The 13,495-nt window shown below is 39.6% G+C and carries 12 protein-coding genes and 2 riboswitches; of the genes, 6 read left to right on the plus strand and 6 right to left on the minus strand.

The features are described 5' to 3' along the window. Positions 1 to 10 precede the first annotated feature (10 nt). Genes cobK through MKY49_RS13900 form a run of 4 tightly spaced genes read right to left on the minus strand, consistent with a single transcriptional unit; the run spans position 11 to position 3,751 of the window. On the minus strand, positions 11 to 772 hold the full coding sequence (cobK, locus tag MKY49_RS13885; RefSeq protein WP_341386511.1) for a precorrin-6A reductase: 762 nt from the start codon (positions 770 to 772) through the stop codon (positions 11 to 13). Then, the gene (locus MKY49_RS13890; protein ID WP_341386512.1) at positions 769 to 1,689 is read right to left on the minus strand and encodes a sirohydrochlorin chelatase; all 921 of its coding nucleotides are present in this window, start codon (positions 1,687 to 1,689) and stop codon (positions 769 to 771) included. Before MKY49_RS13890 ends, cobK begins: the two co-directional genes overlap by 4 nt. Before the next feature lie 15 nt (positions 1,690 to 1,704). After that, positions 1,705 to 3,375 (minus strand): precorrin-3B C(17)-methyltransferase, encoded by a 1,671-nt coding sequence (cobJ, locus tag MKY49_RS13895; RefSeq protein ID WP_274793566.1) that lies wholly within the window; start codon positions 3,373 to 3,375, stop codon positions 1,705 to 1,707. A gap of 4 nt (positions 3,376 to 3,379) precedes the next feature. Next, entirely contained in the window at positions 3,380 to 3,751 is a 372-nt protein-coding gene (locus MKY49_RS13900) for a (2Fe-2S) ferredoxin domain-containing protein (RefSeq protein ID WP_322611905.1), read from the minus strand. A gap of 146 nt (positions 3,752 to 3,897) precedes the next feature. After that, positions 3,898 to 4,080, minus strand: a riboswitch (cobalamin riboswitch). A gap of 244 nt (positions 4,081 to 4,324) precedes the next feature. After that, positions 4,325 to 4,508: riboswitch (cobalamin riboswitch) on the plus strand. 144 nt (positions 4,509 to 4,652) lie between these two features. Here MKY49_RS13900 and MKY49_RS13905 point away from each other — a divergent pair. From MKY49_RS13905 to MKY49_RS13925, 5 genes are all read left to right on the plus strand, one after another. Then, a complete protein-coding gene (locus MKY49_RS13905; protein WP_274793568.1) occupies positions 4,653 to 5,399 on the plus strand; it encodes an energy-coupling factor ABC transporter permease in 747 nt (248 codons plus the stop codon). 1 nt (position 5,400) lies between these two features. Then, positions 5,401 to 5,673 (plus strand): energy-coupling factor ABC transporter substrate-binding protein, encoded by a 273-nt coding sequence (locus tag MKY49_RS13910; RefSeq protein WP_274793569.1) that lies wholly within the window; start codon positions 5,401 to 5,403, stop codon positions 5,671 to 5,673. A gap of 5 nt (positions 5,674 to 5,678) precedes the next feature. After that, complete coding sequence (cbiQ, locus tag MKY49_RS13915) at positions 5,679 to 6,452, plus strand: cobalt ECF transporter T component CbiQ (protein ID WP_341386513.1); 774 nt, start codon at positions 5,679 to 5,681, stop codon at positions 6,450 to 6,452. Then, positions 6,449 to 7,291, plus strand: a complete 843-nt coding sequence (locus MKY49_RS13920) for an energy-coupling factor ABC transporter ATP-binding protein (protein ID WP_341386514.1) — start codon at positions 6,449 to 6,451, stop codon at positions 7,289 to 7,291. Before cbiQ ends, MKY49_RS13920 begins: the two co-directional genes overlap by 4 nt. Before the next feature lie 92 nt (positions 7,292 to 7,383). Further along, positions 7,384 to 10,884 carry a S8 family peptidase gene (locus MKY49_RS13925; protein ID WP_341386515.1) on the plus strand — a complete coding sequence of 1,167 codons (3,501 nt, stop codon included), beginning with the start codon at positions 7,384 to 7,386 and terminating at the stop codon, positions 10,882 to 10,884. Positions 10,885 to 10,975: 91 nt separating this feature from the next. Here the strand turns inward: MKY49_RS13925 and MKY49_RS13930 are convergent, their stop codons facing one another. Beyond that, positions 10,976 to 11,416, minus strand: coding sequence for a GNAT family N-acetyltransferase (locus MKY49_RS13930; RefSeq protein ID WP_274793573.1), 441 nt, complete (start codon positions 11,414 to 11,416; stop codon positions 10,976 to 10,978). 119 nt (positions 11,417 to 11,535) lie between these two features. Then, on the minus strand, positions 11,536 to 12,624 hold the full coding sequence (locus tag MKY49_RS13935) for a glycosyltransferase family 4 protein (RefSeq protein ID WP_341386516.1): 1,089 nt from the start codon (positions 12,622 to 12,624) through the stop codon (positions 11,536 to 11,538). A gap of 251 nt (positions 12,625 to 12,875) precedes the next feature. On the opposite strand from MKY49_RS13935, the gene MKY49_RS13940 reads away from it, so the two are divergent. Further along, positions 12,876 to 13,475 (plus strand): glycosyltransferase family 2 protein, encoded by a 600-nt coding sequence (locus MKY49_RS13940; RefSeq protein WP_312507256.1) that lies wholly within the window; start codon positions 12,876 to 12,878, stop codon positions 13,473 to 13,475. The last annotated feature ends 20 nt before the right edge of the window (positions 13,476 to 13,495 follow it).

A 13,495-nucleotide genomic window follows, 5' to 3' on the forward strand; every position in this document is an offset into this window, starting at 1 on the left:
ATAATGCCTCCTAAATAGTATGTTGAACAGCCTGTAAGACTTCTTCAAATGTTGAATATTGTTGCCCATATTGAATATTGGGTCTTGCTATCAAAATTGTTTCAATATTACAGGCAAGAGCTGCCTCTAGCTTTTCATCAACCGAACCGACTTTACCGCTTTCTTTGGTAATCATCAAAGTGACCCCATATTGACGAAAAAGGGCTTCATTTAATTCCTTTGAAAATGGACCTTGAATGGCTACAATATCACGTTGTGCAACACCAAGTGCCTCACATTTTTCCATATTGTCCAATCTAGGTAGCATGCGAGCGATCACTCTTGTATTTTCTAAGCCTTGTAAAACCTTTGTAAATGTCGCAAGTGTTTTACTGCCTGTTGTCAACATGATGACACCGCGTTTTTCTGCTGCTAGCTTGGCTGCCTCCTCATAATCCTTCACCACAGTAATAAGTGGATGCGTATAATGCTCATGCGCACGTTCATAACGGATATAAGGTACTTGCGCCTGTTTAGCTGCAGCCATTGCATTTTTCGAGGCTTCCTCTGCAAAGGGGTGGGAAGCATCTACTACCAATTGATAGCCCTGATCCAAAATAATGGACGCCATTTCTTCCGCTGTCAATCGACCTATTAAATGTGGCAAGCCAACATCAGCAAGACTTGAAGCTGCCGATTCTGTTACAACTGTGGCGGTTACAGCATGGCCTGCACTTTGTAAGGCAAGAGCTAGATCCCTTGCATCACTCGTCCCTGCTAACATGAAAATCATTTTACCGGCTCCTCTTCATGATGATGCTCGTGATGTTCGTGATCATGATGGTGGTGGTGGTGGTGGTCGTGACCATGATCGTGATCGTGATGATGGTGATGATGGGCATGACCATGAACCGCCGCATAGGCGCGATAATTTTCTAAATCTTGCATCCCTGTTGATGTACCGTTAACTGCTTGCTCAATACGCTCTAATAAAACATTTTGTAATCGTTCGTGGTAGCCAAAATAGTTAGCAATTTGAATATCACACGCTGGATATTGCTCATTAAATTTCTTACACATATCATTCATACGTTCCATTAAAATCCCTGTGAATAAAAAATAAGGAAGCATAACAATTTTTTTAGCACCTAGCTTGACACAGCGCTCGATCCCTTCTTCGACACGAGGATCCGTTACACCCATAAAAGCGCTTTCCACGTATTTAACAGGTAGCTCCTCCCATAAAAGACGAGTAATTTTATAAAAATCACCATTTGCAGATGGATCACTGCCACCTCGTGCAATTAATAAAATCGCTGTATCTTGCTCTTCCTGTTCCGCATTAAAACCAATTTCAGCGAGACGATCTTGTAATATCGCAAAGATTTCTTCATGAATTCCAATTGTTTGACCGTACGTGAAAGTAATATTCGGGTAATGCTCACGCGCATGCTCGATCTCTGCTGGAATATGTAGCTTCGAATGACCAGCATGCAGTAATATGATCGGTATTACATGAACCTCTGTCGCGCCCTTCTTCACGCAGTTTGTAATGCCCTCTTCAATATTTGGTGATGCAAATTCAAGGAAACAAGTTTCCACTAAAAACTGTTCATCAATACGAGGCTTCATTTGCTCGATAAATGTACGTACCTCATCATTCCCTGCTGCTAAACGGCTCCCATGGCCGACAAATAAAATCGCTTTCATCTCTTTTCTCCTTACCTAGTCGCCGCACGGAGCTGGCTCTACTTTTATTTTGGAAGACATATCTTGATACGTATAATGCAGTATCTTTTTCACACGTTTAAAGTATTTAAACAAGCGTTCATTTGGATGAGCATTTGCTTTATATTCTTCAATAATGTCTGTAATAAGTGGGAGTAGCTGTTCAGGCTCCAACCCTTCTACAACTGGCTGCGCTGCATGAGCCGTACGACCGACTGGCTTTGCTCCAATAAAAACATCAAATTTACTTTTACGATAGACGATGCCAATATCATCAAATACAGCTCGATAACAGGCCATACCACAGCCATTGAAGCCAATATTTAATGTTTTAGGTAAGGACATGCCGCCTAGTTTTTCTTGTATTTCTTCCGCATATGGAATGGAATCAGCCTTTTCACCATAGCAAAAATCACAAGCCTTCAATGACAGGACATCCCCAATAGGCGCTAATAAAAAGCCTACTTCCTGTAATTTCTCTGTAATGCGTTCAGGCTCTGTCGTCGGAATTTTTAAGTGGATTTGATGGTCTGGCGTATATTCCATCGTGCCCTCTTCTCCAACCACCTCTGCTAATGTCATCATTTGCTGTGGTGTGAAAAACTTATTGGCTACCCCAGGACTTACTGCTAGCTCAAAAATAGATTCTATTTTTTGCTGCACAAGCTTCGGCGGCGTGACCTTAATTGCACTTGTTCCTTTCACCATGGCGAGTGCCGCTGTTGCCATTTCAAGCGCTGTTTTTTTCGGCCGAGGCGTAGCCGCTACACTGGGTTTATTAAATCGTCCAGCATTAGGGTCTGCTGCAAAGTCATCACGTGCAGTCCCTGTCTCTTGGTTCATTGCCCACGGCTCATTTTCTTCACGTAAACGCTGATGTGGTCGTAATGGCTGTTTTTCTTCCCCAAGTGTATATTTACGCTGGTAGCCACGTGGCGTAATCATTTTATTATCATAGAAAAATGTCGATGAATTGCCGATAATCACGGTTGTCAGCATACCAATATCATGTTCGAGCATTTCTGCTAATGTTGTCATCGTCACTTCCTGACGTTCTCTATAGGCACTTTTTACAAGTCCTACTGGTGTGTCTGGCGAGCGATATTCTAAGAGAATTCGTTGTGCTTCTACAATTTGTCTTGTTCTCCTACCGCTTTTAGGATTGTATAAAGCAATAACAAAATCAGCCATTGCAGCAGCCTCGACACGCTTTGCAATTAAATTCCATGGTGTTAGGTGATCACTCAGACTAATGGTACAAGCATCATGCATAATCGGAGCCCCTAGTAAACTAGCACATGAATTGATTGCTGAAATACCAGGAACTATTTCTACTTCAATGCCTGTAGCTTCTGTCCAGCCTAATTCGATTAACACTTCGTACACTAATCCCGCCATACCATAGACGCCCGCATCCCCACTCGAAATTACGGAGACGATGCTGCCTGCTTCTGCTTGACGAACAGCCTCTTGAGCACGTGATACCTCTTCTGTCATTCCGGTACTGACAATAGACTTTGCACTGACTAAATCTTGAATAAGCTCTACATAGGTTTTATAGCCTATGATCATATCACTTTGTTGTAAAGCCTCTACTGCTCGTGTCGTAATATGCTTAAAATCTCCAGGTCCAAAGCCCACTACGAAAATTTTCCCTTTTTGCGCCATGCTGTTACCCCTCTTTCACCTTTTCGATCCCTTTAATGGCTGTCGTTTGTGCTGTACGCTGTAATGTACCTTCCCGAAGTGTAAAGACATGTTCGTTGTATAATGATTCATGATGTAAATCTTGTACGAGTATTCTTGCATGCTCTGTTGATGGCACTCGATACCAATTTCCTTGTGGATAGGCGATGACTACACAAGCATCCTTGCATCGTCCATTACAGCGCGTTCTTGTCGTATGTATTTCCTGATCGAGTGCTTGTCGCTGTATTTCATCTCGAATGGCTAAGGTAATTTCCTCAGCATCCTTTCTCATGCAGCTACTGCCATTGCAAATAAAGAGATGTGTTTTCATCCCCTCTAAATTCCATGTTGTCATCTTCTGTCTCCCCTCATTTGCTTTCTGGAAAAAGAAAAAACCCTCACTCTTAACGAAGAGTAAAGGTTTTGTAGAAGCCAAATAAAAACGAATAGAATAAAATACAGGTACTCGCTCTCGCTTCAACTTCTCCCTCCGAAAAGTTTGCATGCACAATCAAATAAGCAGGTTTCCTGACTTAAGCTTCATTTTACTATCGCACCTTCCCAAGTTTTCACCAGTGGTACCTGCGAATTCATCAGCTATTACAGTAGCGGGGGCTGTATTGGATTTTCACCAATTTCCCTATTATCTCGAGCTATTCGAGCACTTATTGACGTTTTATATGAAATTTATTATCTTCTTCAATTGTTTAGAAAACTGTCTCTATCATATCTTATTATTTTAAAATTTCAATATTTCTTTAAAAATTTATGACAAATTTATCAATTTTGCTCGAATCTTATTCTTTAAAAAACTAAGTACTCCTTACTTCTATCTAAATTTTCTATATGGATATGCAATTAAAAATTTTTATATAAAAAAATCTAGCACAATTATGGAAATTTATGTTACACTTTGTCGTGAAATCTCACAACTTTATGTTTTTTCGGTGTAAAATGCTTGCCATTTTACTTAAAAGGGAAGCCGGTTTGAATCCGGCGCGGTCCCGCCACTGTAATAGGGAGCTTTATAGATAATGTCACTGTCCAATGATGGGAAGACCTATAAAGTGTTGAACTAGAGCCAGGAGACCTGCCGAAAAAAAGGTGATCGTTTCAACCTACGAGGATAGGTGTGCGGCTTAGCAGATGAGAATGATTTGCTTTTTTTAGCTATGCACTTTTCCAGCAGCGGAGAAGTGCTTTTTTATTTTACGCACGCTACATTCTTAAAAAACTAATCGTTAGGAGGAAAGCTTTTGACATTTTCATGGTGGAAACTTAGTTATTTTTTATTGGCCTTGTTAATCGTGCCAAACCGGGCCTTTGCTATGCATATCATGGAAGGCTTTTTACCCATTGAATGGGCCATTTTTTGGTGGGTCATCACGACTCCCTTTATTATTCTAGGATTGCGTTCCATTCGAAAAACAATGGAAGAAAACCCTGAAACAAAAATGCTCTTAGGGCTTTCAGGAGCATTTGCTTTTGTGCTATCGGCCTTAAAGATCCCCTCTGTTACCGGGAGCTGCTCCCACCCAACTGGCGTTGGACTTGGAACAGTTTTATTTGGACCTTTAGCAATGAGTGTCATTGGGACGATTGTGTTATTATTCCAATCATTACTATTAGCGCATGGTGGTATCACTACTTTAGGAGCCAATGCCTTTTCTATGGCTATTGTCGGTCCGTTTATTGCTTACTTTGTTTTTAAAGGGGCTCAACAAATAGGGTTGTCATTTTCACTTGCCGTTTTCTTTGCCGCTATGCTTGGTGACTTAGGTACATATATTGTGACTTCTGTCCAACTAGCACTAGCCTTCCCTTCAGAGGTTGGAGGTTTTATGGCATCCTTTACAAAGTTCGCAGGAATTTTTGCCTTAACTCAAATTCCGTTAGCCGTTAGTGAAGGAATTTTAACAGTCATTGTGATGAATTTCTTGAAAAAATACAATGTCAGCGAATTAAAAACTTTACGTGTTTTCTCTACAAAGGAGGCACATTAAAATGAAACGTAATGTATTGCTATTAGTGATTGTAGTGCTGTTAGCCATCATCCCACTGTTCATCCAAAAAGGAGCAGAATTTGGTGGTGCTGATGGAGAAGCAGAAGCTGCTATTGGAGAAATCGATGCAGAATATGAACCGTGGTTCGACAGCTTATGGGAGCCGCCAAGTGGTGAAATCGAAAGCTTATTATTCGTCCTACAAGCCGCTATTGGTGCTGGTTTTATTGGCTACTTCATTGGCTATATGCGCGGCAAACATAAAGAAGGTTAACCAACATGTTGCTCATTGATAAATATGCCTACCTCAATAAGCTAGCGTTCGTTCATCCACTTGAAAAAATGATCTTTTCACTTGGACTACTTCTAGTAACGCTTATCATGAAAGATGAAGGTCTTTCACTCATTACATTTTTTGTAATGAGTGCTTTTATCATTATAGGTGCGAAAATCCCGCTTAAATACTATATTAAATTACTATTACTACCAGCTTTTTTCTTGCTGACGAGTCTCGTATCCATTTTACTAGCTATTACACCTTCAACCACTGTCTTACCTGCGCATGTTTGGTCTTTCACGTGGATGGCTTGGACAATATTCATCGGGAAAGCAAGTGTCCTAACTGCGCAACACTTGTTCTTTATCGTTCTTGGCAGTATTAGCTGTTTATATTTTTTAATTTTGACCACATCCGTACAAGGAATTTGTTTTGTGCTACGACAATGGCGACTTCCCTCACTCCTAGTCGAGCTAGTAGAATTAACCTATCATTTTATCTTTATTTTTTTAGAGAGCATGCAAAAAATTCATCTAGCCCAGCAGGCCAGGCTTGGCTACCATTCACCTATGCAGTGGCTACGCTCTATATCTATGCTTATTGCGGCACTATTTGTTGAAATGTTTCAGCGTAGTCGAGAGCTCAACAATGCCATGCAGTCACGGGGTGGTGAAAGCGTTTATTGGCAAGAGACGAGCTCTTATAGCAAGAAAAACTGGCTAGGCATGGCCGTTATTTTTCTAGTGCTCATCGTTTATGGAGGATACTTCTCATGAAAAACTGTTATTTTGAACTAAATCAGCTGTCCTATGCCTATGCTGATGGAACGAAGGCTCTGACAGACATTACCTTACACATACCTAAAGGAAAAAAAATCGCCATCCTAGGTCATAATGGTGCTGGAAAATCGACTTTATTTCAGCATCTGAACGGCATCTTGAAGCCAACTGCTGGAACGATATTATTTGAAGGAAATAAGCTTCAATACAATCGAAAGGCATTAAAGGCACTTCGCCAGCAAGTCGGCATCGTTTTTCAAGATGCGGATCATCAACTTTTTTCAGGCACTGTCAAGCAAGATATCGCATTTGGACCGCTGAACCTTGGTTGGTCTACTGCAAAAGTTGAAGAAAAAATAGCATGGGCTGTTGCACAGACAGAAGTGGGAAATTTACTCGAAAAACCGATTCATTTTTTAAGTGTAGGTCAAAAAAAGCGTGTGGCAATGGCAGGTGTGTTAGCGATGGAGCCCTCTGTCCTCCTGTTAGATGAACCAACAGCTGGTCTTGATAATTATTATTCTTCAAAAGTTTTACAAACTTTAGCTAAATTAGCAGACGGTAAAAGAACGATTTTACTAGCTACTCATGATCTCTCTCTTGCTTATGAATGGGCGGATCAAATTATTGTTATGGAGGGTGGATCAATTATTTATAATGGCGATCCTATCACCTTGTTTTATGATGAAGAATTGCTAACACAAGCTCATCTAGAACGACCATGGGTTTTAGAAATGGTCTTAGCATTACAAAAAAAGAAATTAGTGCAGGAAAGCATCCGTATGCCTCGCTCTAAAAAAGATATAGAAAAATTAATTGACCAAATTGAATGCTAGAGAAAAATTTTCCTCAATTACGAAACTTTACTAATCTTTATTCGTATATGTATAGTCGAGACTAAATTTACAACCCCAAGGAGAGATAACAATTGAAAAGTTGGTTTAACAAATCTGTCGCAGTGGTAGCATCCGCTGCACTAATGGTTCCTACCGCTTCTGCCTTTGCTGAGACACCACAACATACAGCAAAAAATGTGCTGGCAAACAGTTCGAAACAAATAGAAAAGAATGAAGAAAAATGGATGAGCAAGGATACAATTGTTATCAAGCATTCAGGTCTTGATAAAAATGTACATAAAAAAATTGGCTCTAAAGTCATCCGCTCTATTCCTTCATTAGGTTACGATGTAGTTCAACTGAACAAAGGGGTAACAATCGAAAAGGCCGTTTCATACTACTTAAAGCAAAACGGGATTAAAAGTGTATCCCCTAGCTATGTATATCATTCTTTCACTAAAGACATAGATCCAAAAAAACAAGAGATGTATCATTTAAGTCTACTGCAAATGGATCAAGCACTCCAATTAGCTGGCGATCATGATGTAAAAGTTGCTGTCATTGATTCTGGTGTCGATTTTAAACACCCCGATCTCAAATCTCAAGTACTCCCACCCTATAATGCAGCAGCACCTGCAAATGCTACTTATCCAGGCGACCATGGAACACATGTGGCGGGAATTATCGCCGCAGCAAAAGATAATGGTATTGGTGGACACGGGATTAATCCAAAAGCAAAGCTACTGCCAATTGATGTATTCAATGGCAAAGAGGGCGCAAATGATTTCATTATTGCACAGGGCATTCTCTATGCCATTGAGCAAGGTGCCGATGTCATTAATATGAGTCTAGGGGGCTATGGGGAATCTCCACTGATGAAGGAAGCTGTTCAGAAAGCCATTGATAGTGGAATAACAGTTGTGGCTGCTGCTGGAAATGAATCAACAGATGATTACTCCTTCCCCGCTTCATTCGAAGGTGTCATTAGTGTTGGTTCGACGAATGATCGCAACAAGCTATCAAGTTATTCAAATTACGGACCGTCCGTTGATGTTGTGGCACCTGGTGAGGAAATATATAGTACGGTTCATGATGGGAAAAAAGGTTCTTCCTTTGTCAAATTTAGTGGCACATCTATGGCATCGCCAGTCGTGGCAGGTATTGTCTCCCTTCTTAAATCAAAATATCCAAATTTAAAGCCGCATGAAATAGAAGCCATTCTGGAAATGACAGCACAAGATTTGGGCGAGAAGGGTTATGATCTTACGTATGGTCATGGGCTTGTAGATCCTGTAAAAGCATTACAGTTTGATTTAAATAAACTGCCTAAGCATTATTCAGAGACTAAGGAAAATCAGCTTAAAAATGCCAAAGTACTAGCTAAAAATAAGTTGAACACGGAACAAGGTGTATTTGAGCAACAGGACGAGATAAAATGGTACAAGGTTGAATTAGACCAGGATGAATATGCTCAGCTTACATTAAAAGGTGCTGATAAATATGATTATGCCTTTGACTTATATTTCTACCCAAATAGCGGGATTGGTGATGTAGAACCGATCAATGTGAATGATGTTCGTGTAGGTAAAAAAGAAGGATATTTATTTAAAGCAGATCAAAAAGGCACGCTATTAGTTGGTGTTAAAGATCATAATGGTAGCTATAGCTTAAAAGGTAAATCTACTTATGTCTTTACAGCACAAACGACGAAGGACCTGCCAATCGATACATTGGATAAGTCTGCAATGGAGACCATTAAAAAGTTCCCATATAGTACAGCAGGCAAAAACTATACCCTTCTGTCAAAAGATCAACAGCAAGATCAAGATTATTTCACGTTTTCTGTAAAAAAACCTACGACGTTAAAATTTGATCTTACTGGGATTCCAGGTGTTACCGCTTCTATGGAGCTTTATCTAAAAGATGACCTTTCTCCAATACCACCACAAGAAGCCGGCAAAGCTGAAAATGAGGAAGTTGAAGAAGAGGAAGCTTATCCAATACAATCTGCTTATGGTGCAGCGAAAGGTGAAGCAGTCAGCATGATAATCGATGCTGTTCCAGATCAAGAATACGTATTAAGTGTATCTAATGAGAGTAATAGTGAGTTTTCAATGGAGATGTTCTTTAGTGGTGGCATTGAAAAAGAGGAAACGATCAGTGAATCTATGATTCCTTACACATTAAAAGGTGAAGTGGTGACCCTTCCTCCTGACGAGGATGGACTACCTTTAGATGAAGCCATGTTAGAAGAAAACGTCCCAGAGGAACAAGTACCTATTTCACCAAGTAACATAAAAAAACGCAATGAAATGGATAGCCTGATGAGTATGTTAATGACACCTATGACGTCGGGCAATCTTGAAAATGTTGATCAAATTCTGAAACAGGCGATACGCTTTGATATCGGCGAAGATCAAAAAGCTTATTTCCAAACTGAATATGATGAAGATTTCTTCACATTTAAAGCGAAGGAAGACGCTCTCTATAGTTTTAGCTTTAACAAAGGTACAAACCAAATGCCTACGGGTACAGTGTTTGAATATGACGAGGAAGCAAAGGAATTAATTCCGGTTTCTTCCTTAACAAATGATCTCGGCATTTTAGCACTACTACTTGGTTCAGCCGGTAATGAAAATGAAGCAAAGGTCATTCCATTAAAAAAGGACAAAACATATGTAGTAGCTGTTGTTAATGCTGGTGAACGTTCTGCTGATCCTTACACATTGAAAACTAGTAAAATAGGTGAAATTCCAGCAGATTATAATCCGGAAAATAATGAGGAAGCAAAAGCCCTCAAAATTCAACCGGGTACTACTTACAAAGATCATCTCATTTATTCAGATGATGTAGATTACTACTACTATAAGCAAGAAGGCAATGATGAAGTGATGAGCCTGCTTCTTTCTTCGGTTCCGTTTACAAATGAACAATTAGCGCAACTACCAAATGAACTGCAAAAAGACTTGAAATTTGCAGGAGCGATTATCGAGGATACGAACGGTAATATGAAAATTGATCCAAAGGAAATGGAAACTGAAGTTCCATTTGGACTTGGTGACAACATACTTGAAATGCTCCTTGGAATGATGGGAACAACTGATGTCAACACATCCTTTACGGCTAAAAAAGATCGAGGCTATTTTATCCTTGTTAACAGCATGGGGCTTGGTCAAGTGTCCGCTCAACCGTATACATTAACGCTGTTTGACCATAAGCGAGCAGACGAAGATGCCGATTCTAAATTAGTGAATGGAATCCCAACCAAACCATCTGCTCTTACGAAAAAAGAGGATCGATGGATCGCAAGTCAGTATTTAAATGCAGGTATCCCATTTGGTGATAAGGATTATTTTGAATGGAACAATGACCAAAAGCGCGACGTGACATTCTCTCTTCAAACAGAAAAATCACTAGATGGCGTCATCCGAGTGATCGATGCAAATGGAAAAACAGTCAAAACGCTAGATCTTTATGGGGCAGGAGATGCTGAGGTAGGTACAGTAGAACTAGATGCTGGTAAATACTATATTGAAGTCAGTGAATATTATGGTCAGGCAAGTACCCTACCTTATACGCTAGAAATTAAATAACCAACCTAATTTCCCCTAGATTATGATAGATCTAGGGGATTTTTAGCACAAAAAAGCATCCGTCCGTAGACAGGATGCTTGCTCGTTTATTTTACATAAAATATTTCACATAATTACAGTATTCATCTTGCTTCATGTGAAGTTTTTCATAAAGTTTACGCGCATTTACATTATCGGCTGCTGTTTGTAGCGTAACATAGCGAGCATCTTGTTGCTCACAATATTGAAATACCTGTTCCATCAATGCCTTGCCCACCCCTAGGCCTCTAGCATCTTCGGTTACATAAATATCATTGAGAATAAAGGCGCGTTGCAAAGCGACAGAGGAAAATGTTGGATATAATTGTGTAAATCCAATCACCCTACCATCTTCCTGCGCTACAAAAACAACAGACTCTTTTAAAGCCAATCGTAATTGTAAAAATGCCTTGGCACTACTTATATCTGAATCAATCCCATAAAATTGGCGATATTCATCAAATAATTTTGCTAAGTCTTCTAGTTCGTTCATTGTTGCTTGTAGTATTTCCATTCCTGTCTCCCCTTGTGTCTACCCATGATTGTCTAACCTATATTTCTAGAATCTATTATATAGGAAATAATGGTATAAAGAAAAGAATACTCCACTATTTAGAGAAAGAATATTTACGTTTATTCATCCAAATATACAGCAACCTTCTTCACAAGTTGCTGCCAGTTTAGTTCCTTTCGTGCAAATGCTTGCAATTCTACACAAGTATTTGCTAGCAATGCTTCCTGCTTCGTGACTTGCTGGAATGTCCGGCCAATACTTTCCCAGTCATGTGTCGGATGTATGGTGCCAAAACGTTGTTGCTGGGTTATATCATCAGCACCATCCACATCAGTTGTCACAATATAACAACCATTTTTAGCTGCTTCTACAAAAACATGTGCATAGCATTCAACTAGAGACGTTAAACAAAAGATTTTAGCCTTACGGTATTCCTCCTCTAATTTCACCCTATCATAAATGGGCCCTATGATAGTCACTTGCTTCGCAAGTGGATGACTATCCAGTATCATTAGCAGCTCCTGCTGGAATGTTGCAGACATCGGACCTACTAACCGAAGCTCCCAGTCTGGAATTTGTGCTGCTAGAAAAGCCCTAACAGCCAATATAGTTTGCTTCTCTGGCGAATCTAAGCGTCCCACCATTAAAATTCTATTTTCTTTTTCCTGAAACGGCACCGGCTCTGTGTAAAAATGCTCATAAAAGCCATTGGGCAGATGTTTAATTTCCAATTGTGAAAACTCTTGAATGGCCTTTTGAATAGATACACATTCAGAGGTGAGGAGATCACAGAGTTTTAGTAACTCTAGAAAATATGGATAGGTTTTTAATCGGTTTAGCCAAAATCGATTCACATCTAACTTCATATATATTTTCCCATCTGGATGATAGTGCTTATAGGTCTGGAGAATAGGAAGGTAGGATGGATAGGGACCGATAGCGAATACTATGTCGATCTCCTTTGCATACTTCACTAAATAGGCATTCATATTCGCCACATAGTCAATGCCAAATGGGACATGTTCAAATTTCACATTAGGAAAAGATTGTTGAAGTAGGGCGTCGTTCATCTCTGTTGTAACAATACTCACTTCATAGCCTAAGTAGTCCCCAAGTAAAATAGGTACAAGGCATAAATCTTTGAAAATATGTGCATCGGAAAGTTTATAGGACTCCACGCTACAAATAAAGGCGATCTTTTTTGACATCGTATCCCTCTTTCTAATAAAGCACTCTAACTAGTTTATGTCCCCCCCTGTTAAACGTGCACAACTTAGTAAATTTTCGCCCTTAGCAGCACATTTCTCTAGTAAAAGAGCTTGATAGATGTAAAAACTACTCTCTCAAAAGCTTCTAAAAACAAGCATTGGCCTACAGTCACACTATATTCACGCATATTGTATTAAAGAATCCGCTCGGTTAAGTAACTCTACTAATTATGAAAGAATGGAGGGATCACATGAAAATCAGCTTTTTATCACCCGCATTCAATAGTGAAGAATGGATCTTAACAATGCTTGACAGCATTCCAAAAGAATATGCCTATGAAATTATTGTTGTAGATGATGGTTCCACTGACAATACATTAGCTATTTTACAAGACTATCAAAAAAACTGTGCGGCTTTAAAAATCATCGTTCATCCAACAAACCTAGGCGCGAGCGTTGCATATAATCGGTGTATTGCAGAGGCAACAGGAGACTATATAGCCATCATTGATAGCGATGATCATTATTTGCCTGCCATTCGCAACGTACTCGCACAGGTAGATGGTGAGTTTGATATTTATTATTACAACATGATTATAAAAAATGGCTATGGATTTATTAAAGATGAATCCAACCGCTACTCATTACCTGGTCAGTTTAAAATCATTCGAAGAAGTTTTATCGGTGATGCTAAGTTTACCATTCGGAAAGATATTGCGGGAGATTGGGATTTTAACTGTGCACTCATGGATAAAAATCCAACTTGTAAATATACAAATGAATTTGCCTACTGGTACAACTATCCTAGGGAAAACTCTGAATGTGATTTGCATGAAAAAGGCCTGAAATAAAATGATCCTAATCAACATAC

Source organism: Lysinibacillus sp. FSL M8-0134 (assembly GCF_038069745.1).
In the GTDB taxonomy this organism is placed as follows: domain Bacteria; phylum Bacillota; class Bacilli; order Bacillales_A; family Planococcaceae; genus Lysinibacillus; species Lysinibacillus irui.

What these genes read in the sequence shown, in the direction of transcription:
- cobK (WP_341386511.1), bottom strand. Translation starts at nt 772, where the DNA reads ATGATTTTCATGTTAGCAGGGACGAGTGATGCAAGGGATCTAGCTCTT.
- MKY49_RS13890 (WP_341386512.1), bottom strand. Translation starts at nt 1,689, where the DNA reads ATGAAAGCGATTTTATTTGTCGGCCATGGGAGCCGTTTAGCAGCAGGG.
- cobJ (WP_274793566.1), bottom strand. Translation starts at nt 3,375, where the DNA reads ATGGCGCAAAAAGGGAAAATTTTCGTAGTGGGCTTTGGACCTGGAGAT.
- MKY49_RS13900 (WP_322611905.1), bottom strand. Translation starts at nt 3,751, where the DNA reads ATGACAACATGGAATTTAGAGGGGATGAAAACACATCTCTTTATTTGC.
- MKY49_RS13910 (WP_274793569.1), top strand. Translation starts at nt 5,401, where the DNA reads ATGAAACGTAATGTATTGCTATTAGTGATTGTAGTGCTGTTAGCCATC.
- cbiQ (WP_341386513.1), top strand. Translation starts at nt 5,679, where the DNA reads ATGTTGCTCATTGATAAATATGCCTACCTCAATAAGCTAGCGTTCGTT.
- MKY49_RS13920 (WP_341386514.1), top strand. Translation starts at nt 6,449, where the DNA reads ATGAAAAACTGTTATTTTGAACTAAATCAGCTGTCCTATGCCTATGCT.
- MKY49_RS13930 (WP_274793573.1), bottom strand. Translation starts at nt 11,416, where the DNA reads ATGGAAATACTACAAGCAACAATGAACGAACTAGAAGACTTAGCAAAA.
- MKY49_RS13935 (WP_341386516.1), bottom strand. Translation starts at nt 12,624, where the DNA reads ATGTCAAAAAAGATCGCCTTTATTTGTAGCGTGGAGTCCTATAAACTT.
- MKY49_RS13940 (WP_312507256.1), top strand. Translation starts at nt 12,876, where the DNA reads ATGAAAATCAGCTTTTTATCACCCGCATTCAATAGTGAAGAATGGATC.